This window comes from Streptomyces sp. NBC_00080, assembly GCF_045041255.1.
In the GTDB taxonomy this organism is placed as follows: Bacteria; Actinomycetota; Actinomycetes; order Streptomycetales; family Streptomycetaceae; genus Streptomyces; species Streptomyces coriariae.
In genome coordinates this window covers 7,709,545-7,731,543 of the sequence record NZ_CP108235.1, presented here as the reverse complement: position 1 = coordinate 7,731,543, position 21,999 = coordinate 7,709,545, and the positions used below count along the sequence as shown (strand labels likewise).

20 protein-coding genes, 1 tRNA gene and 1 pseudogene are annotated in these 21,999 nt (G+C 71.1%); 4 read left to right on the top strand and 18 right to left on the bottom strand.

Annotated features, from left to right (window positions below; genetic code table 11):
- Position 1 precedes the first annotated feature (1 nt).
- The 13 genes and pseudogenes from secD to pgsA form a co-directional block, all read right to left on the bottom strand.
- Positions 2-1,780 carry a protein translocase subunit SecD gene (gene secD / locus OHU34_RS34530; RefSeq protein WP_200840047.1) on the bottom strand — a complete coding sequence of 593 codons (1,779 nt, stop codon included), beginning with the start codon at positions 1,778-1,780 and terminating at the stop codon, positions 2-4.
- A 134-nt stretch (positions 1,781-1,914) separates the two neighbouring features.
- On the bottom strand, positions 1,915-2,424 hold the full coding sequence (yajC, locus tag OHU34_RS34525) for a preprotein translocase subunit YajC (protein WP_142269374.1): 510 nt from the start codon (positions 2,422-2,424) through the stop codon (positions 1,915-1,917).
- Positions 2,425-2,599: 175 nt separating this feature from the next.
- Positions 2,600-3,658, bottom strand: a complete 1,059-nt coding sequence (gene ruvB, locus OHU34_RS34520; RefSeq protein WP_142269375.1) for a Holliday junction branch migration DNA helicase RuvB — start codon at positions 3,656-3,658, stop codon at positions 2,600-2,602.
- Positions 3,659-3,667: 9 nt separating this feature from the next.
- Positions 3,668-4,273, bottom strand: a complete 606-nt coding sequence (gene ruvA / locus OHU34_RS34515; protein WP_020128831.1) for a Holliday junction branch migration protein RuvA — start codon at positions 4,271-4,273, stop codon at positions 3,668-3,670.
- On the bottom strand, positions 4,270-4,818 hold the full coding sequence (gene ruvC, locus OHU34_RS34510; protein WP_142269376.1) for a crossover junction endodeoxyribonuclease RuvC: 549 nt from the start codon (positions 4,816-4,818) through the stop codon (positions 4,270-4,272). Before ruvC ends, ruvA begins: the two co-directional genes overlap by 4 nt.
- Positions 4,819-4,969: 151 nt before the next feature.
- Complete coding sequence (locus OHU34_RS34505; protein ID WP_028806682.1) at positions 4,970-5,722, bottom strand: YebC/PmpR family DNA-binding transcriptional regulator; 753 nt, start codon at positions 5,720-5,722, stop codon at positions 4,970-4,972.
- Positions 5,723-5,796: 74 nt separating this feature from the next.
- Positions 5,797-6,408, bottom strand: a complete 612-nt coding sequence (gene pdxT / locus OHU34_RS34500) for a pyridoxal 5'-phosphate synthase glutaminase subunit PdxT (protein WP_142269377.1) — start codon at positions 6,406-6,408, stop codon at positions 5,797-5,799.
- An 8-nt stretch (positions 6,409-6,416) separates the two neighbouring features.
- Complete coding sequence (gene pdxS / locus OHU34_RS34495) at positions 6,417-7,328, bottom strand: pyridoxal 5'-phosphate synthase lyase subunit PdxS (protein WP_020128827.1); 912 nt, start codon at positions 7,326-7,328, stop codon at positions 6,417-6,419.
- A gap of 193 nt (positions 7,329-7,521) precedes the next feature.
- Positions 7,522-7,779 (bottom strand): annotated as a pseudogene (locus OHU34_RS34490) (DUF6210 family protein); the annotation flags it as partial.
- A 73-nt stretch (positions 7,780-7,852) separates the two neighbouring features.
- Positions 7,853-8,404, bottom strand: a complete 552-nt coding sequence (locus OHU34_RS34485; RefSeq protein WP_200840048.1) for a hypothetical protein — start codon at positions 8,402-8,404, stop codon at positions 7,853-7,855.
- Between the two features lie 34 nt (positions 8,405-8,438).
- On the bottom strand, positions 8,439-9,608 hold the full coding sequence (locus OHU34_RS34480) for a glycosyltransferase family 4 protein (RefSeq protein ID WP_142269379.1): 1,170 nt from the start codon (positions 9,606-9,608) through the stop codon (positions 8,439-8,441).
- Positions 9,605-10,522: a phosphatidylinositol mannoside acyltransferase gene (locus OHU34_RS34475; RefSeq protein ID WP_142269380.1), complete on the bottom strand. Its 918-nt coding sequence runs from the start codon at positions 10,520-10,522 to the stop codon at positions 9,605-9,607. Before OHU34_RS34475 ends, OHU34_RS34480 begins: the two co-directional genes overlap by 4 nt.
- Positions 10,519-11,280: a phosphatidylinositol phosphate synthase gene (gene pgsA / locus OHU34_RS34470; protein WP_405772460.1), complete on the bottom strand. Its 762-nt coding sequence runs from the start codon at positions 11,278-11,280 to the stop codon at positions 10,519-10,521. Before pgsA ends, OHU34_RS34475 begins: the two co-directional genes overlap by 4 nt.
- 219 nt (positions 11,281-11,499) lie before the next feature.
- Here pgsA and OHU34_RS34465 point away from each other — a divergent pair, with 219 nt between their 5' ends.
- Together OHU34_RS34465 and OHU34_RS34460 are read left to right on the top strand one after the other, a co-directional pair.
- Positions 11,500-13,695 (top strand): elongation factor G-like protein EF-G2, encoded by a 2,196-nt coding sequence (locus tag OHU34_RS34465; RefSeq protein WP_405770014.1) that lies wholly within the window; start codon positions 11,500-11,502, stop codon positions 13,693-13,695.
- Positions 13,696-13,895: 200 nt separating this feature from the next.
- Positions 13,896-15,557 (top strand): hypothetical protein, encoded by a 1,662-nt coding sequence (locus OHU34_RS34460; RefSeq protein ID WP_020128821.1) that lies wholly within the window; start codon positions 13,896-13,898, stop codon positions 15,555-15,557.
- Positions 15,558-15,770: 213 nt separating this feature from the next.
- Here OHU34_RS34460 and OHU34_RS34455 read toward each other — a convergent pair whose 3' ends face one another.
- Positions 15,771-16,334 carry an HIT domain-containing protein gene (locus OHU34_RS34455; RefSeq protein WP_078615651.1) on the bottom strand — a complete coding sequence of 188 codons (564 nt, stop codon included), beginning with the start codon at positions 16,332-16,334 and terminating at the stop codon, positions 15,771-15,773.
- Between the two features lie 67 nt (positions 16,335-16,401).
- Between OHU34_RS34455 and OHU34_RS34450 the strand changes: the two genes are divergently transcribed.
- Positions 16,402-17,064: a potassium channel family protein gene (locus OHU34_RS34450; RefSeq protein ID WP_142269382.1), complete on the top strand. Its 663-nt coding sequence runs from the start codon at positions 16,402-16,404 to the stop codon at positions 17,062-17,064.
- A gap of 28 nt (positions 17,065-17,092) precedes the next feature.
- Here the strand turns inward: OHU34_RS34450 and thrS are convergent, their stop codons facing one another.
- The 3 genes from thrS to OHU34_RS34435 all read right to left on the bottom strand — a co-directional run bounded on the left by thrS (position 17,093) and on the right by OHU34_RS34435 (position 20,958).
- Positions 17,093-19,069 (bottom strand): threonine--tRNA ligase, encoded by a 1,977-nt coding sequence (gene thrS / locus OHU34_RS34445; protein ID WP_142269383.1) that lies wholly within the window; start codon positions 19,067-19,069, stop codon positions 17,093-17,095.
- 90 nt (positions 19,070-19,159) lie between these two features.
- Positions 19,160-20,395 (bottom strand): hypothetical protein, encoded by a 1,236-nt coding sequence (locus OHU34_RS34440; RefSeq protein ID WP_142269384.1) that lies wholly within the window; start codon positions 20,393-20,395, stop codon positions 19,160-19,162.
- Positions 20,392-20,958: a DUF4365 domain-containing protein gene (locus OHU34_RS34435; RefSeq protein ID WP_160160050.1), complete on the bottom strand. Its 567-nt coding sequence runs from the start codon at positions 20,956-20,958 to the stop codon at positions 20,392-20,394. The genes OHU34_RS34440 and OHU34_RS34435 overlap by 4 nt, the downstream gene beginning before the upstream one ends.
- Before the next feature lie 168 nt (positions 20,959-21,126).
- Here OHU34_RS34435 and OHU34_RS34430 point away from each other — a divergent pair, with 168 nt between their 5' ends.
- Positions 21,127-21,852: a 3'-5' exonuclease gene (locus OHU34_RS34430; protein ID WP_020128815.1), complete on the top strand. Its 726-nt coding sequence runs from the start codon at positions 21,127-21,129 to the stop codon at positions 21,850-21,852.
- Between the two features lie 56 nt (positions 21,853-21,908).
- On the opposite strand, the gene OHU34_RS34425 is transcribed toward OHU34_RS34430, so the two are convergent.
- Positions 21,909-21,980: transfer RNA gene (locus OHU34_RS34425), tRNA-Val, on the bottom strand.
- Between the last annotated feature and the right edge of the window lie 19 nt (positions 21,981-21,999).

Here is a 21,999-nt window from a genome sequence, read left to right as displayed (position 1 = left end):
CTCAGGCCTCCTTCGTCTCGACGGGGCCGGCGGCAGGACCGCCGGGACGGCGGGTGCGGCGCAGCGGCGGCTGGGCACCCAGGCTCTTCGGGTCGAGGCCGGACCACTTGTGGCCGCTCGCGAAGAACTTCCGCCGAGCGATGAGCGTCATCAGCGGCTTGGTGAAGAAGAAGACCACGACCACGTCCAGGACGGTGGTCAGGCCCAGTGTGAACGCGAAGCCCTGGACCTTGCCGACCGTGACGATGAAGAGCACCGCGGCGGCGAGGAACGACACGAAGTCGGAGACCAGGATGGTGCGCCGGGCACGCGGCCAGGCCCGCTCGACGGCGGGGCGCAGGGTACGGCCCTCGCGGATCTCGTCCCGGACGCGTTCGAAGTACACGATGAACGAGTCCGCCGTGATGCCGATGGCGACGATGGCGCCACAGACGGCGGGCAGGTTCAGCGCGAAGCCGATGGCCGGGCCCAGCAGCGCCATGAGCACGTAGGTGAGGGCCGCGGAGACCAGCAGCGACGCGAGCGCGATGAGCGCCAGGCCGCGGTAGTAGGCCACCAGGTAGATCACGACCAGCAGGAGGCCGATGGCGCCGGCCAGCAGACCGGCGTGCAGCTGGTCGCCGCCGAGCGCCGCCGTCACCGTGGTCACGCTCTGCTCCTGGAAGGAGAGCGGGAGCGCACCGTAGGACAGCATGTTGGCGAGGCCCTGGGCCTCCTCCTGCGTGAAGCTGCCCGAGATCTGGGCCTGGCCGCCGGTGATGGAGGAGCTCACGTACGGGCTGGAGACGACGTTGCCGTCGAGCACGATGCCGAACTCGTTCTGCGGCTGGGTGTTCTGCGCGAGCTGGCCGGTGATCGTGGCGAACTTCTTGGCGCCGGACTTGTTGAAGTCCATGGTGACCTGCCAGCCGGCGGCGGTCTGCGTGTCGTAGACGGCCTGGGCCTTGTCGACCTCGGTGCCGTCGACGGCGGCCGGGCCGAGCAGGTACTTGTACCAGACCTTGTCGATCTCACCGCAGGCCACGGTCGTGTCCTCGGGCTTGACGCCTTCGCCGGTCTTGGCCCGGACCGACTCCTTGGAGCAGTCCAGTGCGGCGTACTTGGCCTGGAGCGCGGCGTCGTCCGCGGTGACGGCGGCGCCGCTGCTCGCGGAGGCCGACGGGCTGGCGGAGGAGCTCGCCTTGGCGCCGGCGGAGGCCGACGGGGTCGAGTCGGCCTTCAGCGCGTCGGTGACGGCGCGGCCCTGCGAGGTGGCGGAGGCCGACGGGGAGGACGAGGAGGTCGCCTTCTCACCGGTGCCGGAGGCGCTCGCCGAGGGGCTCGGAGAGGCGCTGGAGGAGCCGCTCGGGGACGCGCTCGGCGAGGCGGCGGCGGAGCCGGTGGCCTCCTGGGCCAGGACCGGACGGAAGTACAGCTTGGCGGTGGTGCCGACCTGCTCCCGGGCCTTCTCCGAGTTGGTGCCCTTGGGGATGTTCACGATGATGTTGCGACTGCCCTGGGTCTGCACCTCCGCCTCGGAGACGCCCAGCCCGTTGACACGGCGGTTCATGATCTCGACCGCGGTGTCCATGTTGGCCTTGTTGATCGCTGATCCCTGGTCCGACTTCGCCTCCAGCGTGATGCTGGTACCGCCGGCAAGGTCGATGCCGAGACGCGGAGTGGTGTGACCGGAGGCGAACATGCCTGCGGTGAGCCCCACGATGGCGATCAGGATCAGGGCCAGCGAGCGCCCTGGCTTGCTCTGGGCACTCGCGCTCCGGCCCTTCTTAGGTGCTGCCACCTTCTCGTACTCCCTCTCGGGCCACCTCGCGCCGGGTCAGCGCGGCGGCGGCCATGACATGGTGTCGGGATCCCCTGGCGAGATGCGCGCGCCCCGGCGCGGACGGGTGGAACCCGTGCACGCCGGGGACGGGGCTACTTCTTCGCGTCGGAGTCGCCGTCGGTCTTCTTCGGCTCTTCGGCGGCCTCGGCCGGCTCGGCGTCGGCGGCCTTCTCCTGCACCTCGTCGGTCGCGTCCTTCTTGCCGAGGTCGACGGCCTTGTCGTCGGAGGCGGCGGCAGCGTCGTCGACGGAGTCGTCGGTCTCGGTGAGGGAGGAGGCGTCGTCCGGGACGACGTCGGAGTCGGACTTCAGGTCGTGCTCGATGCCGTGGACGATGCGGTTGTACTCGTCGTCGGTCAGGACGGCACCGATGGAGTTCTTCGCGAAGAGCAGGTCGACGCCCGGACCGGCGTCGAGGAGGACCGTGTCCTCGTTGACCTCCTTCACCGTCGCGTACATGCCCCCGATGGTGCGGACACCACTGCCGGGCTGCATGTCGTTACGCATGGCGGCGGCCTGCTGCTGCTTCTTCTTGGCCGACCGGGTCATCAGGAACATGGCCCCGATGAGCACGATGAACGGGAGGAGGGTCACAGGACTCACGGGACGGACTTCCTTCGGACGACCGCGATGGTGGAGCGGCCTGTTGGATGGGGGTTGTGTGCTGCCGACAACGGCGGCATCGGCGGAGTCTAAGCGAGTCCGCGCGCATGGAACAACGCTCAGCATGGCACCTGGGTTCCTGACCCGGCCAACACCTCCGCCGCAGTCCTCCGCCTCACGCCCCGAAGAGGTCCTGTTGTCCACTTCCCTGAGCCGGGGCGAGGCCGAGATGCGCCCACGCGGCCGGGGTCGCCACCCGCCCCCGCGGGGTGCGGGCGAGCAGTCCCTCCCTCACCAGGAAGGGCTCGGCCACCTCCTCCACGGTCTCACGCTCCTCCCCCACCGCCACGGCGAGCGTGGACAGACCGACCGGGCCGCCGCCGAACAGCTTCAGCAGGGCCTCCAGGACCCCGCGGTCGAGACGGTCCAGGCCGCGGCCGTCCACCTCGTAGACCTTCAGCGCGGCCTCCGCGATCGCGCGGGTGATCCTCCCGTCGGCCTTGACCTGCGCGTAGTCGCGTACGCGGCGCAGCAGGCGGTTGGCGATCCGGGGGGTTCCGCGGGAGCGGCCGGCGATCTCGGCGGCGCCGTCGGTGTCGATCTCCACGTCGAGGAGGTCGGCGGAGCGGTGGATGACGCGCTGCAGTTCGGCGGGCTCGTAGAACTCCATGTGCGCCGTGAAACCGAAGCGGTCGCGCAGCGGGGGCGGCAGCAGGCCCGCGCGCGTGGTGGCGCCGACCAGCGTGAACGGGGGCAGCTCGAGCGGGATGGCGGTGGCGCCGGGGCCCTTGCCGACGATGACGTCGACGCGGAAGTCCTCCATCGCCATGTAGAGCATCTCCTCGGCGGGCCGCGACATGCGGTGGATCTCGTCGAGGAAGAGGACCTCGCCCTCCTGGAGGGAGGAGAGGATCGCCGCGAGGTCGCCCGCGTGCTGGATGGCCGGGCCGCTGGTGATGCGGATCGGGGCGCCCATCTCGGCGGCGATGATCATCGAGAGGGTGGTCTTGCCGAGGCCCGGGGCGCCGGAGAGCAGCACATGGTCGGCGGTGGCGCCACGCGCGCGTGCGGCGCGCAGTACGAGGTCGAGCTGCTCGCGGACCTTCTCCTGGCCGATGAACTCGCCCAGGTCCTTGGGGCGCAGCGCGGCCTCGACGGCCTGGTCCTCACGGTCGGCGACCGAGCCGACCAACCGCTCCGGGGCGGTGTCTTCGGTCGTGTCGTCCCAGTTCACTGACGTCTCCTAGCGGGCGCGGTTCAGGGTCTGAAGGGCGGCCTTCAGGAGGTGGCCCACCTGGGGTGCGCCGTCCGCGGCCTCGGCCTGCGGGGTCACGGCGGCGACCGCCTCGTCGGCCTCGCGGGTCGCGTAGCCGAGGCCGATCAGGGCGGCGTGCAGCTGGTCGCGCCAGCCGCTGGTGACCGGGGCGCCGACCACGGGGGCGCCGAGCGGCTCGCCCAGGCGGTCCTTCAGTTCCAGCAGCAGCTTCTGGGCACCCTTCTTGCCGATGCCCGGCACCGCGATGAGGGCCTTCTCGTCGCCCGTGGCCACCGCGCGGCGCAGGGCGTCCGGGGCGTGCACCGCCAGCATGGCCTGGGCCAGCCGGGGGCCGACCCCGCTCGCCGTCTGGAGCAGCTCGAAGACCTGGCGCTCGTCGTCGTCCACGAAGCCGTACAGGGTCAGCGAGTCCTCCCGTACGACGAGGGAGGTGGCGAGCTTGGCCGGCCGGCCGAGCCGGAGCGTGGACAGCGTGTTCGGCGAGCACTGGATGGCCATGCCCACGCCACCCACCTCGACCACGGCGGTGTCGGGAGCGAGGGCGGCGACGGTGCCGCTGACGAAGGCGATCATGCCGTACGGCCTTTCGGAGTCGTCTGTGCTGTGGCCGTGTGCAGGGCGACGGCCCGCTGGAGCCGGTTCTGCGCGGGGCCGCGCCAGATGTGGCAGATGGCGAGCGCGAGGGCGTCGGCGGCGTCGGCGGGCTTGGGCGGCGCGTCGAGCCGCAGCAGGCGCGTGACCATCGCGCCGATCTGGGCCTTGTCCGCGCGTCCGCTGCCGGTGACGGCGGCCTTGACCTCGCTCGGGGTGTGCAGGGCGACGGGGATGCCGCGGCGGGCGGCGCAGAGCATCGCGACGGCGCTGGCCTGGGCGGTGCCCATGACCGTGCTGACGTTGTGCTGGCTGAACACCCGCTCCACGGCGACGAATTCGGGCCGGTACTCGTCGAGCCAGCGCTCTATGCCCTGTTCGATGCCGACGAGGCGCTGCCCCAACTCGGCGTCCGCCGGCGTGCGTACGACACCCACGCCGAGCATGGTGAGCGGCCGGCCCGCGACCCCCTCGACGACACCGACGCCGCATCGCGTCAGTCCGGGGTCCACCCCCAATACCCGCACGGACCTTCCCCTCTTCGCGGCCGAACCGCCGCTGCGGTCCGTGGACGGTGATCTCTGACGCCCGCCAGGCTATCCGCTGCCACCGACAACGACGTCGGGCCGGTAGGACGTGTCCCACCGGCCCGACGGATCCGCTCAGCTCGCGGCGACGCTACGCGTCGACCTTCTCCATGACCTCGTCGCTGACGTCGAAGTTGGCGAAGACGTTCTGCACGTCGTCGCTGTCCTCGAGCGCGTCGATCAGCTTGAAGATCTTCCGCGCGCCGTCCTCGTCGAGCTCGACCTGCATGGTCGGGACGAAGTTGGCCTCGGCGGAGTCGTAGTCGATGCCGGCCTCCTGGAGCGCGGTGCGCACCGCGACCAGGTCGGTGGCCTCGGACAGGACCTCGAAGGTCTCACCGAGGTCGTTGACCTCTTCGGCGCCCGCGTCGAGCACGGCACCGAGGACGTCGTCCTCGGCCAGCTCACCCTTGGGGACGATGACGACGCCCTTGCGGTTGAAGAGGTACGACACCGAGCCCGGGTCGGCCATGGAACCGCCGTTGCGGGTCATGGCGACGCGGACGTCGGAGGCGGCGCGGTTGCGGTTGTCGGTGAGGCACTCGATGAGCACCGCGACGCCGTTCGGGCCGTAGCCCTCGTACATGATCGTCTCGTAGTCGGCGCCGCCGGCCTCGAGACCGGCGCCGCGCTTCACCGCGGAGTCGATGTTCTTGTTCGGGACCGAGCTCTTCTTGGCCTTCTGGATGGCGTCGAACAGCGTCGGGTTGCCGGACACGTCCGCGCCACCGGTACGGGCCGCGACCTCGATGTTCTTGATCATCTTCGCGAAGAGCTTGCCGCGCTTGGCGTCGATCACGGCCTTCTTGTGCTTCGTCGTAGCCCATTTAGAGTGGCCGGACATCTGCCTGTCTCCTTCGCGTAACCCAACCTGGACGAGCTCCCCGGGCCTGCGGAGCCTGAGGGGACCCCCAGATCCTACAAGGACGCCGCCGCCCGGTTCGCGCGCACCATGTCGACGAACAGGGCGTGCACACGGTGGTCGCCGGTCAGTTCCGGGTGGAACGAGGTGGCGAGCGCGTTGCCCTGGCGGACGGCGACGATGTGGCCCTCGTGCTCGGCCAGCACCTCGGCCTCGGCACCGACGGACTCGACCCAGGGGGCGCGGATGAACACGCCCTCCACCGGATCGCCCGCGATGCCGTTCACGTCGAGGGCGGCCTCGAAGGACTCGTTCTGCCGCCCGAACGCGTTACGGCGCACGATCATGCCGATGCCGCCGACGGTCTCCTGGCCCGAGCGCGGGTCGAGGATCTTGTCGGCGAGCAGGATCATGCCCGCGCAGGTTCCGTAGACGGGCATTCCGGCCCGCACGCGCGCGCGGAGGGGCTCCATCACGCCGAAGAGGACGGCCAGCTTGGAGATGGTGGTCGACTCACCGCCGGGGATGACGAGACCGTCGACCTCGGCGAGTTCCTCGGGACGCCGCACCGGCCTGGCCACGGCGTCGGCCGCGGCCAGGGCGATGAGGTGCTCCCGGACGTCGCCCTGGAGTGCCAGGACACCTATGACGGGGGCTTCGTGGCTCATGGGAGTGATTACCAGCCGCGGTTGGCGTAGCGCTCGGCCTCGGGCAGGGTGTCGCAGTTGATGCCGACCATGGCCTCGCCCAGGTTGCGGGAGGCATCCGCGATGATCTTCGGGTCGTCGTAGAAGGTGGTGGCCTTCACGATGGCGGCGGCGCGCTTGGCCGGGTCGCCGGACTTGAAGATGCCGGAGCCGACGAAGACGCCCTCGGCGCCGAGCTGGCGCATCAGCGCGGCGTCGGCCGGGGTCGCGACACCACCGGCGGAGAACAGCACGACGGGGAGCTTGCCGAGCTCGGCGACCTCCTTGACCAGCTCGTAGGGGGCGCGCAGGTCCTTGGCGGCGGCGTACAGCTCGTTGTTGTCGAAGCCGCGCAGCCGGGCGATCTCGTTCTTGATCTGGCGCAGGTGACGGACGGCCTCGACGACGTTGCCGGTGCCGGCCTCGCCCTTGGAGCGGATCATCGCGGCGCCCTCGGCGATGCGGCGCAGGGCCTCGCCCAGGTTGGTGGCGCCACAGACGAAGGGGGTGGTGAACGCCCACTTGTCCGAGTGGTTGACCTCGTCGGCCGGAGTGAGGACCTCGGACTCGTCGATGTAGTCGACGCCGAGCGACTGGAGGACCTGGGCCTCGACGAAGTGGCCGATACGGGACTTGGCCATCACCGGGATGGAGACCGCCTCGATGATCTCCTCGATCATGTTGGGGTCCGACATCCGGGCCACACCGCCGTCCTTGCGGATGTCGGCGGGCACCCGCTCCAGCGCCATGACGGCCACGGCGCCGGCGTCCTCGGCGATCTTCGCCTGCTCGGCGTCGACCACGTCCATGATCACGCCGCCCTTGAGCTGCTCGGCCATACCGCGCTTCACGCGCGCGGTGCCGGTCTCGGGGGTCTGGTTTTCGGAGATCGTGCTGGACACGGGGTGACCTCACTCGTCGGAAAAGGGGGCTTCGGCAGCAACGAGGAAACGCGAGTGGACCAGTCCACAGCAAGGGCCAATGGAAAGCCCGTGGATCCTTTTGGTTGATCATGTGGCCCGCACCGGCCCCACGCACCGACCTCGCCGACCGCCAATCCGGGTCGCGCGGCTCTCCCTGGCCGGAGTTCTCCCAGACCAGCACCCCGGGCCCGTCGGGCGTCAGCACCGGCACCCCTGCCTCGTCCACCTCGGTGAGGCGGGACTCGTCGAGGACCAGCGGGCCGGGGAACACGTCGTCGCGGTTCGCGGAGCCGTAGAGGTGGAACGCGACGGCGCTCCGCAGGCGGTCGAGGAGCTCCGGTGGCCAGTCCGGTCCTCTGGAGCCCCAGCCCCTCAGCTCACCGACGAAGATCCCCTTCACCTCGTAGACCACGCCGGTCGGCGCGGCCACGATCACGAGGACCCAGCCCGTGCCCGACTCCTCCAGGTCGAGGAAGGCGCGGCGCCCGCCGTCCGTCTTCGGCTCAGGCCGCGCGGTCCGCGAGGGCGGGCGGCGGTTCGTCGTCCATCTCGAACGCCATCGGGAACGGGGCGTGGCCGGCCAGCCGGAACCAGCGGACCTTGCGGTGCTGGCGCAGTCTGCGGACCGCGCCCACGGCGTCGTTGTGGAAGCGGCGGGCCATGGGGACCCGGCGGACGGCCTCGGTGAGCTCTCGGGCCGCCGTGTCTCCCCCGGGCGCCTCGCGCACGACGTCCAACTGCCGCGCGTCCGCGAAGACGGCCCGCAGGGCCTGACTGAGGTCGCTCTCGGCGACCTCACGCTGCTCCTCCTCGGCCTGCCGCGCCGCGTGCGCGGCCTCGTACAGGACGATCGAGGCGGCGGGGTCCAGCACCTTGGAGGTGGCCAGCTCCTGCGCCACGGACGCCCGGCGCAGCAGCTGTGCGTCCAGCGCCGCGCGGGCGGCGTCGATGCGGGCGTGCAGCCGGTCCAGCCGACCCGCCGTCCAGCTCAGGTACAGGCCGATCGCGACGAGAACGACCAGGGTCCAGATCAGGGTTGCGGTCACGGGCGGCAAGGCTACCCGTGACCTTCACACCGGCGGGGCGGGGTCAGTCCCGCGCCAGTCCGAGCCGGGCCCGCAGACCCGGCGTTCCACGGTCGTCGTCGGCCGCCACCGCCGCCGCGCCGGCCGTCACCGTCTCGTACACCGACAGGATGTCCGCGCCGACGGTCGACCAGTCGAAGCGCCGTACGTGCGCGCTGCCCCGCTCCCGCAGCTCGCCTCTGCGCTCCGGGTCGCCCAGGAGCCGTACCGCCGCCTCGGCCAGAGCGTCCGCGTCCTCGTTGGCGAACAGCTCGCCGGCCGCTCCCTGATCGAGGACCTGGGCGAAGGCGTCCAGGTCGGAGGCGAGCACCGGGGCCCCGGCCGACATGGCCTCGACGAGGATGATGCCGAAGCTCTCACCGCCGGTGTTGGGGGCGACGTACAAATCGACGCTGCGCAGGAAGCGCGCCTTGTCCTCGTCGCTGATCATGCCGAGGAACTCCACGCGCGCGTGCAGCTCCTCGGGCAGGCTCTCCACCGCCTCCTTCTCGTCGCCGCGGCCGGCGACCAGCAGCCGGGCGTCCGGGCGCTCGGCGAAGATCTTCGGCAGCGCGCGCATCAGCACGGGCAGGCCCTTGCGGGGCTCGTCGATGCGCCCGACGAAGCCGATCGTGTCGCCCTGCCACTCGGGGTTGGGCTCGGCCCTCGCGAAGAAGTCGACGTCGACGCCGTTGGGGATGACGACCGCGTCCCCGCCGAGGTGCTCCACCAGCGTGCGCCGGGCGTACTCGCTCACCGCGATCCGCGCGCTGATCTTCTCCAGGGCGGCCTGGAGGATGGAGTACGCGGCGATCATGGCGCGCGAGCGCGGGTTGGACGTGTGGAAGGTGGCCACGATCGGGCCCGAGGCCGCCCAGCAGGTCAGCAGGCCGAGCGACGGCGAGGTCGGCTCGTGGATGTGGACGACGTCGAACGCGCCGTCGTGCAGCCAGCGCCGCACGCGCGCGGCGGACAGGAAACCGAAGTTGAGGCGCGCCACCGAGCCGTTGTACGGCACCGGGACCGCTCGGCCTGCCGAGACGACGTACGGCGGCAGGGGGGTGTCGTCGTCGGCCGGGGCCAGGACGGACACCTCGTGACCGAGCCGGATGAAGTACTCGGCGAGGTCGCGGATGTGGAACTGGACGCCGCCCGGCACATCCCAGGAGTACGGACAGACGATGCCGATTCTCACGCGGGGTCCCCGTCCGACGGGCGGGGTTCCAGATCCGCGAGCCACAACCGCTGCAACATGTGCCAGTCCTCCGGGTGGTCGGCGATGCCGGTGGCGAAGGCGTCTGCCAGCGACTGTGTCATGACAGACGTCTTCTCGGCCCGCGTACCTGACTCGGGTACCTCGACCGGGGGATACACCCGGCCCCGCATGACGGGCGTGTCGTCGTACCAGAGGGTGACGGGGAGCAGCAGCGCGCCGGTCTGCTGGGCGAGCAGGGCGGGTCCGGCGGGCATCGTGGCGGTGTCCCCGAAGAAGTCCACCTCGACCCCGGAGGCGGACAGGTCCCGCTCGGCGACCAGGCAGACCAGCCCGCCGTCGCGCAGGCGCCTCGCCAGGGTGCCGAAGGCGCTGCCGCCGCTGTGCGGCAGCACCTCCATGCCGAGGCCTTCCCGGTAGGCGACGAACCGGTCGTACAGCGTCTCCGGCTTGAGACGCTCGGCCACCGTGGTGAAGGGCGTCCGCAGCTCGGTGGTGACCCAGGCGCCGGCCAGGTCCCAGTTGGCCATGTGCGGCAGGGCCAGGATGACGCCCCGGCCGGAGGCGATCGCGTCGGTCAGATGGTGCACGTCCTTGGGGACGAAGCCGTTGCGGACCCGCTCGGCGCTCCAGGCGGGCAGCCGGAAGGACTCCATCCAGTACCGCAGATAGGAGCGCATCCCCGCGCGTGAGAGCTCGGCCAGGCGCTCGGGGCTCGCGTCGGGCACCACGCGCGCGTAGTTGCTCTCCAGCCGTCGCACCCCCTTGCCGCGCCGCTTCCAGGCCAGATCGGCGACGGCGCGGCCGAGGCGTACGGCGACGGGCTCGGGGAGCTTCTTGACGGTGCTCCAGCCGAGGCCGTACAGCGCGTCGGCCAGGCGCTCCTGGGCGCTCACTTCGCGGCCTCGCTCCCCTGCGCCTCGTGTCCCTGGGACCTGGGTGTCTCCTGGGCCTCCCGGGCCGCGGCGGCCTCCGCCTCGGCCGACTCGCGCCGGACCGTGACGACCCGCTGGATCAGGGTGACGAGGCTGCCGACGGCGACGATCCACAGCGCGATCGGCAGCAGCACCTGGATACCGGGCACGCCGAACGTGTGCAGACCCGCCAGGCCGGCCGCGACCAGGGAGATCACCAGGCGCTCGGCGCGCTCCACGAGCCCGTTGACGGCGACCGGAAGGCCGATCGACTCGCCGCGGGCCTTCGTGTACGACACCACCTGGCCGCTGGTCAGGCAGAAGATCGAGACGGCGCACAGGACGTTGTCGTCGCCGTTGCCCGCGTACCAGAGCGCGAAGCCGCCGAAGATCGCGCCGTCGGCGACCCGGTCGAGCGTGGAGTCCAGGAAGGCGCCCCAGCGGCTGGTCCGGCCGAGCTGGCGCGCCATGTTGCCGTCGACCAGGTCGGAGAAGACGAAGAGCGTGATCACGATCGTGCCCCAGAAGAACTCTCCCCTGGGGTAGAAGACCAGCGCGCCCGCGATCACGCCGGCCGTGCCGAGGAGCGTGACCGTGTCGGGGCTCACACCCCGGCGGATGAGAAACGCGGCGAACGGTGTGAGGACACGCGTGAAGAATGCACGCGCGTACTTGTTCAGCATGGCCTTCCCGAGGGTCGGTGTCGCCGCGCGGCCCCTGCTGGCCGCCGGCTGGCCCATCGTAGCCACGCGCGCGTGTGTGCGACGGTCGGGCACCCGGACCCCCGTGTCCCGGCCCGACGGCATCCGGGTCACGGCCGCGTCGCGTCCGCCGTATGGACGCGCCGTGACGGGAGTGGAAAGCTCGAAGGACCGCGGGCGTCGCCGGAGCCGCCATCGCACGCGGGGCCGCCGTGCCCGCGCCCCCAGTGACCTCACCGTGTTCGGGAGGCAAGGAAAATGGGCGACAAGGCGAATGCACATCCCGGAGCCGCCGGCAGGGCTACAGCGGCCGACCACCCCGCGTCCGTACGGAATGTGGTGCTGGTCGGCCACTGCGGATCGGGCAAGACGACATTGGTGGAGGCTCTCGCGCTGACGGCGGGAGCGGTGAACCGGGCGGGCCGCGTGGAGGACGGCGGCACCGTCTCCGACTACGACGAGATCGAGCACCGGCAGCAGCGCTCGGTACAGCTCTCCCTGGTGCCCGTGGAATGGGACGGCATCAAGGTCAACGTCCTCGACACCCCCGGATACGCCGACTTCGTCGGAGAACTCAGGGCCGGTCTGCGCGCCGCGGACGCGGCCCTCTTCGTCGTCTCGGCGTCGGACGGCGTGGACGGCTCGACCCGGATGGTGTGGGAGGAGTGCGCTGCCGTCGGCATGCCCCGCGCGATCGTCGTCACCCACCTGGAGGCCGCCCGCGCGGACTTCGAGGAGATGACGCGGATCTGCGCGGAGGCCTTCGGCGGCGACGACCCGGACGCGGTCCTCCCGCTCTACCTGCCGCTGCGCGGGCCCGAGGGGCCCGACGGGCACGCGCCCGTGACCGGACTGACCGGGCTGTTGTCCCGGAAGCTGTTCGACTACTCCACCGGCGAACGCAAGGAGTCCGAGCCGGGCGAGGACCAGCTGCCGGACATCGAGACGGCCCGCAACCGGCTGATCGAGGGGATCATCGCCGAGAGCGAGGACGAGACCCTCATGGACCGCTATCTCGGCGGCGAGCAGATCGACGTCAAGACGCTGATCGAGGACCTGGAGCGGGCCGTCGCACGCGGCACGTTCTTCCCCGTCCTCGCGGCCGCCCCCGCCGCCGAGGGCGCCCGGCAGGGCCTCGGCACTGTGGAGCTGCTGGAACTGGTCACCAGGGGCTTCCCGACGCCCCTGGAACGCCCGGCGCCCCGCGTGACGACGATCGACGGCGAGCCGCGCGAGCTGACCGCGTGCGATCCGGACGGACCTCTGGTCGCGGAGGTCGTGAAGACCTCGTCCGACCCCTACGTGGGCCGTGTCTCGCTGGTCCGGGTGTTCTCCGGCACGCTGCACCCAGACGAGACCGTCCATGTCTCGGGGCACGGACTCGCCGACCGCGGCCACGAGGACCACGACGTCGACGAACGCATCGGCGCCCTGTCCGCGCCGTTCGGCAAACAGCAGCGGAACCTGACGCACTGCATCGCGGGCGACCTCGCGTGTGTGGCGAAGCTCGGCCGCGCGGAGACCGGCGACACCCTGTCCGCCAAGGGCGACCCGCTCCTCATGGAGCCCTGGCAGATGCCCGACCCGCTGCTGCCCCTCGCCATCCAGGCGCACAGCAAGGCCGACGAGGACAAGCTCTCGCAGGGTCTCGGCCGGCTGGTCGCCGAGGACCCGACGATGCGCCTGGAACAGAACCAGCACACCCACCAGGTGGTCCTGTGGTGCCTGGGCGAGGCTCACTCGGACGTGGCCCTGGAGCGGCTGCGCTCCCGCTACGGCGTCCAGGTCGACGTCGTCCCGCACAAGGTCCCCCTCCGGGAGACGTTCGCGGCGAAGTCCGGCGGGCGCGGACGGCACGTCAAGCAGTCCGGCGGGCACGGCCAGTACGCCATCTGCGAGATCGAGGTGGAACCGCTGCCGGGCGGCACGGGCATCGAGTTCGTGGACAAGGTCGTCGGCGGCGCGGTGCCCCGGCAGTTCATCCCGTCCGTCGAGAAGGGCGTACGGGCACAGGCGGCCAAGGGGGTGGAGGCCGGGCATCCACTGGTCGACATCCGGATCACCCTGCTCGACGGCAGGGCACACTCGGTGGACTCCTCCGACGCCGCGTTCCAGACGGCCGGCGCGCTGGCGCTGCGGGAGGCGGCGGCCGAGGCCCGGATCCACCTGTTGGAACCGGTGGCCGAGGTGACCGTCCTGGTCGGCGACGCGTACGTGGGCGCCGTGATGAGCGATCTGTCGGGGCGGCGCGGTCGGGTGCTGGGCACCGAGCAGACCGGCGGCGGCCGCACCCTCGTCAGGGCCGAGGTGCCCGAGATCGAGATCGGCCGGTACGCGGTCGACCTGCGCTCCCTCTCGCACGGCACGGCGCGTTTCCAGCGGGCGTACGCCCGGCACGAGCCGATGCCTGCGCAGGTCGCCGAGAAGGTCCGCCAACAGGCGCAGAACGGCTGACGGTTGATGCCCGCCGGCCCTCAAGTGGCCGGTGGGGCACCGTAGTGGAACATTTCCCTCCGATTCGGCGGGCGGCTTCGGCCGTCCGCCGACGGATGTCGCCGCCTGCGGATACGCTGATGACCTGATCAACAGGTGTGCGAAGTACGGAAGTCGGGAAAGCCGCAGAAGCGGGAGAGCGGCGGCGATCGGGGGCGGGAATGACCGTTGACAGCGGTTACGCGGACATCTTCGGACCACAGGTGCCGCAGACGGGGGACGGCGGGCAGACACCGACCTTCGCCCTGGCCTCGGCGGCCTACCGGGACAACCCGGTCGAGGACATCAAGAAGGCCGACAACGAGTGGCACCAGACGGCGGTCAATCCCGGTCGCAGCTGGGCCAAGATCTTCCGGCCCAATCTCGGCGAGGCGTTCTCCCAGGCGGTGATCGACCGCATGCTGGGGGTCGGCCGCAAGCCGCTCATCCAGTCCTTCGGCAGTGAGCCGCAGGCCGTCGTCGAGCACTGCCTCGCGGCCAACCGCATCCGGCGCGAGCGCGACCAGAAGCTGACCGGCGTGATGCTGCTGTGCGGTGTGCTCTTCCTGCCCGGGCTGCTGGTGTGGCTGCTGGTCTTCCAACTGCGGGCGACCATGGGGAAGCTGGACAACAAGCGGGTCTCCGGCGTCGGCACCGGTCTGCTCGTCGCGGTGGGCGCCCTCGCCGTGCTCTTCCTGGTCAAGATGCCGTTCGGCGGTCTCGTGGGCTGGTACGCGCGCGGGTGTGTCGTGGCACCCGTGGCCGGCTGGTTCCTGGCCAAGCGGATCTGCGAGAGCACCGCGACGGACCTGCGCCAGCGCTGGGACAGCCTGCTGGCCGGCAGCAGCGTCGGCGCCAAGGTCCCCGAGGCCGTGCCGACCAGCCCGAACCAGACCGCGGCCGAGCAGCTGCGCCAGTCCCTGGCCCGGCTCAGCGCCGAACAGCAGTCCAACTCGGTCTTCTACGCCGGCCCCAAGGGCATACTCGGCATGGGCACGCGCTGGGGCGCCTGGCACCTCGCCGAGGAACTGACACCGCTGGACCCCGTGAAGGGCGTCCACGAGTTCCGCAGCTGGACGGTCGTGCGGGCCATCCACGACCAGCTGAAGCTGCTGCCCCGCCAGAGCCTGAAGACCGGCGGCTTCCCGCCGCCCTCGGTCCGGCACTGGATCGTCACCCCGGTCGGTGAGAACGCCAAGGCGGTCGCCCGGCCGGAGGGCACCGACGTCGAGGCGTACCAGGTCAAACCGAGGGCCATAGAGGACATCTGCAACAACCAGCAGTTCGGCGGCGGCGACCGGCACTACCTGGGCGTGCAGTGGCCCCTCTGGGACGGCCAGTTGATCATCACCATGCTGATCACGGTGACCGTGCTGCACGAGACGCTGCGCATCGAGGTCACCGGCCACGCCCTGGGCCCCGTGAACGGCCTGTTCACCACGAAGTCCGAGGCCCCCACCAAGGAGGTCGCCAAGAGCGTCCGGTTCTGGGAGACGCGCACGGTCAAGCTTCCGCTGGTCACCGCGGACGAGGTGGTCCGGCTGGCCGCGCGGGCGACGATCAGCTGGTACCCGCCGCTGCTGAAGTGGCTCGGCGGTTCCATCGGCCTGCCCGAGCCCTTCGGCCTGCGGCACGCCTGGGCCGATCAGCCCTGGCGGCACCGCTTCATGGCCGACGACGCGCTGCGTGCGGCCACGCCGGTGCTGCGCGTGGTGCACACCGCCGCGATCAGGGTGCTCAAGGAACACGACGTGGACATCGACAAGTTCAGCTCGCGCTCGTCGGCACTCAGCGGTGCGGTCCAGGACGTGTCACCACGTAAGGCCGACAGCTACGACGCGTAGGCCTCCGGCGGTCGGCCGGAATCGTGCGGGTGTCATGGGGTGCCGGTCCCCGGGGGATGCGCCCCCAGACCCCCGCTTTCGGCCTGGACGGCCTCGTCCTCAAACGCCGGACGGCCGGAACGACCTGGCCGGGCCGAACAGCCGCCGCACGAGCCGAGACTCCCCGGCCCGGCCGAACAGTCCCCTGGCGGCCCGGAAGCCCCCGCCGGGGATCTAGGCCGGTGTCGGCCAGGCCTCTGCCAGCATTTTTCTCGTGTCTGCCAGGAGTTGCGGGAGTACGCGTGTGTGGCCCACGACCGGCATGAAGTTCGTGTCCCCGCCCCAGCGGGGCACGATGTGCTGGTGCAGGTGGGCGGCGATGCCGGCGCCCGCGACGGTTCCCTGGTTCATGCCGATGTTGAAGCCGTGCGCGCCGGACGCGAGGCGCAGAGCCGTCATCGCCTGCTTCGTCAGCTCCGCGAGCTCGGCGGTCTCCGGCACCGTCAGATCGGTGTAGTCGGCGACATGCCGGTAGGGGACGGTCATCAGGTGGCCGCCGTTGTAGGGGTACAGGTTCAGCACCGCGTACACGTGCTCACCGCGTCGGACGACCAGCCCGTCCTCGTCGGATTTGGCCGGGATCGAGCAGAAGGGACAGCCGTCGTCGGCACCCGGACCGGTCGGCTTGTTCTCACCCTGGATGTACGCCATCCGGTGGGGCGTCCACAGACGCTGGAACGCGTCCTGCGTGCCCACTCCGATCTGCTGTTCCGGCTCACTCGTCATGCAAGGCAGCATATTGCTTCGCCCGTTCGCGGCGTGTCGCCGGGGCCGCGGGAGAGGGGGCCTCGGCCAAGCTTGGCCGATGGACGACGACGACCGGACGGCACGCTGGGAGCGGCGGGCTGGAATTCCGCTCGCGGTGGCCTCGCTGCTCTTTCTCGCCTCGTACGGGGTGCGGGTTCTGGATGAGGGGCTGCCCGGACCGGTGCTCGATCTGTGCCTGGCGGTCCTGTACGGGTCCTGGGCGCTGTTCATCGTGGACTACGTGGTGCGCTGGCGGCTGAGCGGCGAGGGGCCGGGCTTCATCCGGCGGCACTGGCTGGACTCACTGGTCGTCCTGCTGCCTCTGCTCCGGCCGGTGCGCATCGTGCGGGTCTACGACGCCATGCAGGACCGCCGCGTGGCGGAACCCCGGATGACCCTGCAGGGACGGGTGATGCTGTACGCGGGCATGTCGTCCACACTGCTCGGTCTGTCCGCCTCCCTTGCCGTGTACCACTACGAGCACAACGCCCCGGACGCCTCGATCCGTACGTTCGGCGACGCGCTGTGGTGGGCGGTCTCCACGCTGGCGACCGTGGGCTACGGCGATGTCGTCCCCGTGACCCCGATGGGGCGGCTGGTCGCGGTGGTCCTGATGGGCTGCGGCCTCGCCCTGCTGGGTGCGGTGACCGGGTCGTTCTCGTCGTATCTGATGCAGCGGTTCGCGCGGGCCGGGGACGACGTGGGGCCCCCGAGGAGATGAACTCCCCGGGGGCCCGCGCACGACAGGGTCAGATCTGCGCCCGCTCCTCGACGACCTTCGCGATCTTCGCGATGGCCTCGTCGAACGGGATGCCGTTCTCCTGCGAGCCGTCGCGGTAGCGGAAGGAGACCGAGCCGCCGGACATGTCCTCGTCGCCCGCGATGACCATGAAGGGCACCTTCTGCTTCTGGGCGTTGCGGATCTTCTTCTGCATCCGGTCGGAGGAGGAGTCCACCTCCACCCGCAGGCCCCGCTTCTTCGCGGCCGCGGCGAACTTCTCCAGGTACTCCACGTGCCCGTCGCCGATCGGGATGCCGATCGCCTGGACGGGGGCCAGCCACGCCGGGAAGGCGCCCGCGTAGTGCTCCAGGAGCACCGCGAAGAACCGCTCGATCGAGCCGAAGAGGGCACGGTGGATCATCACCGGGCGCTGTTTCGAGCCGTCGGGGCCGGTGTACTCGAGGTCGAAGCGCTCCGGCAGGTTGAAGTCGAGCTGGATGGTCGACATCTGCCAGGTGCGGCCGATGGCGTCCTTGGTCTGCACGGAGATCTTCGGGCCGTAGAAGGCGGCGCCACCCGGGTCGGGCACGAGCGGCAGGCCCTGCTTCTCGGCGACCTGGCGGAGGGTCTCCGTGGCCTCCTCCCAGGCCTCGTCGGAGCCGACGAACTTCTCCGGGTCCTTGGTGGACAGCTCCAGGTAGAAGTCCTCCAGGCCGTAGTCGCGCAGCAGGCCGAGGACGAAGGTGAGCGTCTTGTCGAGCTCCTCCGCCATCTGCTCGCGGGTGCAGTAGATGTGCGCGTCGTCCTGGGTGAAGCCGCGCGCGCGGGTCAGGCCGTGCACCACGCCCGACTTCTCGTACCGGTACACGGTCCCGAACTCGAAGAGGCGCAGCGGCAGCTCACGGTAGGAGCGGCCGCGCGCGTCGAAGATCAGGTTGTGCATCGGGCAGTTCATGGGCTTGAGGTAGTAGTCCACGCCCTCGTCGAGCTGCATGGGCGGGTACATGCCGTCGGCGTACCAGTCCAGGTGGCCCGAGGTCTCGAAGAGCTTCCCCTTCGTCGCGTGCGGGGTGTAGACGAACTCGTAGCCCTCCTCCTCGTGGCGGCGGCGCGAGTAGTCCTCCATGACCCGGCGGATGATGCCGCCCCTGGGGTGGAAGACGGCGAGGCCGGAACCGATCTGCTCCGGGATGGAGAAGAGGTCCAGCTCGCTGCCCAGCTTGCGGTGGTCGCGCTTCTCGGCCTCGGCGAGGAAGTCGAGGTGGGCCTTGAGCTCCTCCTTCGAGGGCCAGGCGGTGCCGTAGATGCGCTGGAGCATGGGGTTCTTCTCGCTGCCGCGCCAGTAGGCGGCCGCGTTGCGCATCAGCTTGAACGCCGGGATGTTGCGGGTGGTGGGCAGGTGGGGACCGCGGCAGAGGTCCTTCCAGCACAGGTCACCGGTCTTGGCGTCCAGGTTGTCGTAGATCGTCAGCTCGCCGGCGCCGACCTCGACGTCCGCGCCGTCGTCGGTGGAGGCCGAGCCCTTGATGCCGATGAGCTCCAGCTTGTAGGGCTCGTCGGCGAGCTCCTCGCGGGCGGCCTCGTCGGTGACCACGCGGCGGGCGAACCTCTGCCCCCGCTTCTGGATCTCCTGCATCTTCTTCTCGATGGCCTTGAGATCCTCGGGCGTGAACGGCTTCTCGACGTCGAAGTCGTAGTAGAAACCGTCCTTGACCGGCGGACCGATGCCCAGCTTGGCCTCGGGGAAGAGCTCCTGCACGGCCTGGGCCATGACGTGCGCGGTGGAGTGGCGCAGGATGTTCAGACCGTCGGCCGAGGAGATCTCGACGGCCTCGACCTCCTCGCCGTCGGCGAGCACGTACGACAGGTCCCTGAGCTCGCCGGCCACGCGCGCGGCGACGATCGAGCGCTCGCCGGCGAAGAGGTCGGCGGCCGTGGTGCCCGTCGTCACCGTGCGCTCTTCCCGCTCGGAATCGCGTTGGATGATCACACGGACGTCCGACACCGGTATCTCCTGACTGAAGGTGGGTGCGGCGCCATACCCTGGGCGCGCGCAAGAGGCGATCGTACCGACCCGCACCCGCCGACCGCGAAATCAGTCCCCCGGCTGTTCCTCTTCGCAGGCTTCCTCGAAGTAGTCCGCACCCCCTGAGTTCCCCTGCATCGATTTCATCAGCCGGTCCCGCTCGGCCTCGTCGACCTGCACGGGCACCACCCCGCAGGCGCCGGTGACCCTGCGGAAGCCGCCCCTGCTCTCCAGCCGGCCCTGCACCCGTACCGGCAGTCCGACCAGGTGGGCCTGCCCGGCGATGCGGTAGTCCTCCTCGTCGAGGGTGAGCCGGACGTGCGGGATGTCGGCGCCGGCCAGCACCCGCAGCCGTACGCTGCCGTCGCCGCGCGGCCCCGACCTGCGCATCCGGACGACCGCGCCGGTGATCCGCACGGGCACGGAGGGCTCCGCGCGGAGATAGCGGGCGCCCGCCTCGCGCAGTACGGACAGGTCGCCGGGCGAGAACTCGACCGGTTCACCGCCCGCGGCGCACGCCTCGGGGACCCCGGCGGTCGGCGCCCACTCGACGGCGATCCGGGCGCCCTCGGTGCCCCGGACGAGGGTGATCAGCGCCTCGGTGAGCTCGCGGCTGGCGCCGGCCTCCACGGCGCCGTCGAAGGCGTCCATGCCTCCGGCGGCCCGCTGGTAGTCGATGGCCTCACGGACCGCGTACAGGGCCTGGTGGAGGCGGACGGCCAGGGGGCGGGCGCCCATGACGGGCACGAAGGCCGTCAGAAGGCGGCCGCCGGCCGCGGAGCCGACGAGGACGCTCTCCAGCGTCGCGAAGGCCGCGCGACGGTGCCGGGCACCGTGGTATCCGGCACGCGCGCGTGTGGCGAGCGCGCCGGCCAGCAGCATCTGGCGGGCGGCGGCGCGCAGCTGTTCCTCGACGGGCCAGGACGCGGCCCCGGCGGGCCCGGCCGGTGTGTCCCGCCACCAGCGGATCTCGTCGCTCGGGACGGCGAGCCCGACGAGCACCTCGCGCGCGGAGGGCGTGCCGCTGCGGGCCAGCGCGAGCAGCGCCTCGCCGAGCAGGTCGTCGCTGTCGGGGAAGGCCCGGCTCTCCGGCACGAGCAGGCTGGTCCCACCGCCGCCCGGTCCGGGCGGGGTCCAGCGGCCGTAGCGGCCCGCGGCACCGCCGCGCCGCTGCCAGCCGTGCCGGCGCAGCAGGGCGCCGAGGACGGCCGGGTCGACCTCGCCGGGCTCGGGCGCCTGGTCCCAGTGGGCCTCGGGGTGCGGCCGTACGGCCCGCAGTGGCTCGTCGAGGGGGCGGTGGGTCATGGTCTGCCTCCCGTCCCGGCCCGCGTCATGATCTCGCACAGCGCCCGGTCGTCGAAGATGCGTGTGGTCGGTATCCGCACGGTGGTCCGGGTCCGGCCGGTGATCGGATGGCCGGCGAGATTGACCCAGTAGCAGCAGTGCCGCAGTTCGAGGCAGTCGTGGCCGGCGCGCAGCCACTGGTCCTGGGACCGCGGGACGAGCATCACGACGAGGATCTTGTGCACCGACACCGGGGTGCGGGCGAGTTTGCGCAAGTGGTCGTTGTCGAGCGTGAAGGAGAAGAAGCGGCCGGGCGGGTCGGGCCGGATCTGGTAGGTCGCCTTGAGCTGCACCTTGATGGTGACCTCGTCGTCGACGGTGTGCCCCGGTGCGCTGTGGCTTACGTGCCAGTCGATGCCGTTGTCCGGGAACGGCTGGGACAGCGAGCATCCCGCTGCCGCCGCGACGGCGTGCAGATACCCCACCTGGAGTGTCTCCATGCAGGCGGTGGTGGCGAGCGTGCCGCGATGAAGCACTTCGCGTTCGGGCAGCAGCCCGCCCCGCTCGGGCTGCGCTATCGCCATGGCCAACAGCCTTCCAAGCAAAGCCGGTCCCCGTGACGGGTCGCTGAACTGCGAGGACCCGTACTCGTGTTGTGTCCTTCCGGCGTACGTCGCAAACAGCCCGGGTATCACCAAACAGGCAGAAGACGGGGCGTCAGCTGCCATGGGTGAACGAGGGGTTGTGTGCGTATGACGTACTGGTACGAGGGGCCTCTGGCCGCCTTTGACACGGAGACGACGGGCGTCGACGTGGAGACCGACCGGATCGTGTCGGCCGCCCTCGTCGTCCAGGATGCGCCGGGGGCCCGGCCGAGGGTGAGCCGCTGGCTGGTGAATCCGGGTGTGCCGGTGCCGGCCGGGGCGACGGAAGTGCACGGACTGACGGACGACCACCTCCAGCGCAACGGCCGCTGGCCGTCGCCGGTGATGTTCGAGATAGCCGGGCTGCTCGCCGAACAGGCCGCCGCGGGACGTCCGTTGGTGGTGATGAACGCGCCGTTCGACCTGACGCTGCTCGACCGTGAGCTGCGCCGGCACCGCGCCTCCGCGCTGGGCCACTGGGTGGACGCGACGCCGCTGCGGGTGCTGGATCCACGGGTCCTCGACAAGCACCTGGACCGCTACCGCAAGGGTCGGCGCACACTCACCGACCTGTGCGCGCACTACGGCGTCACGCTGGCCGACGCGCACGACGCGGCGGCGGACGCGCTGGCCGCCCTGGAGGTCGTCCGGGCGCTGGGCCGACGGTTCGCGGCCCGGCTGGAACGCCTGTCCCCCGCCGAGCTGCACGCGCTCCAGACGACCTGGCACGCGGCGCAGGCGCGCGGGCTCCAGGCGTGGTTCGCGCGCAGCGGTACACCGGAGACGGTGGACACCTCCTGGCCGCTGCGCCCGGAGCTGCCGGCGGCGGCCTAAGCAGGGGCGCCGACACAAGAAAGCCGGTCCGCGTGATGCGGACCGGCCTTTCCCGGTGGGCGATACTGGGTTCGAACCAGTGACCTCTTCGGTGTGAACGAAGCGCTCTCCCACTGAGCTAATCGCCCGGGAACGCACCGAACAATA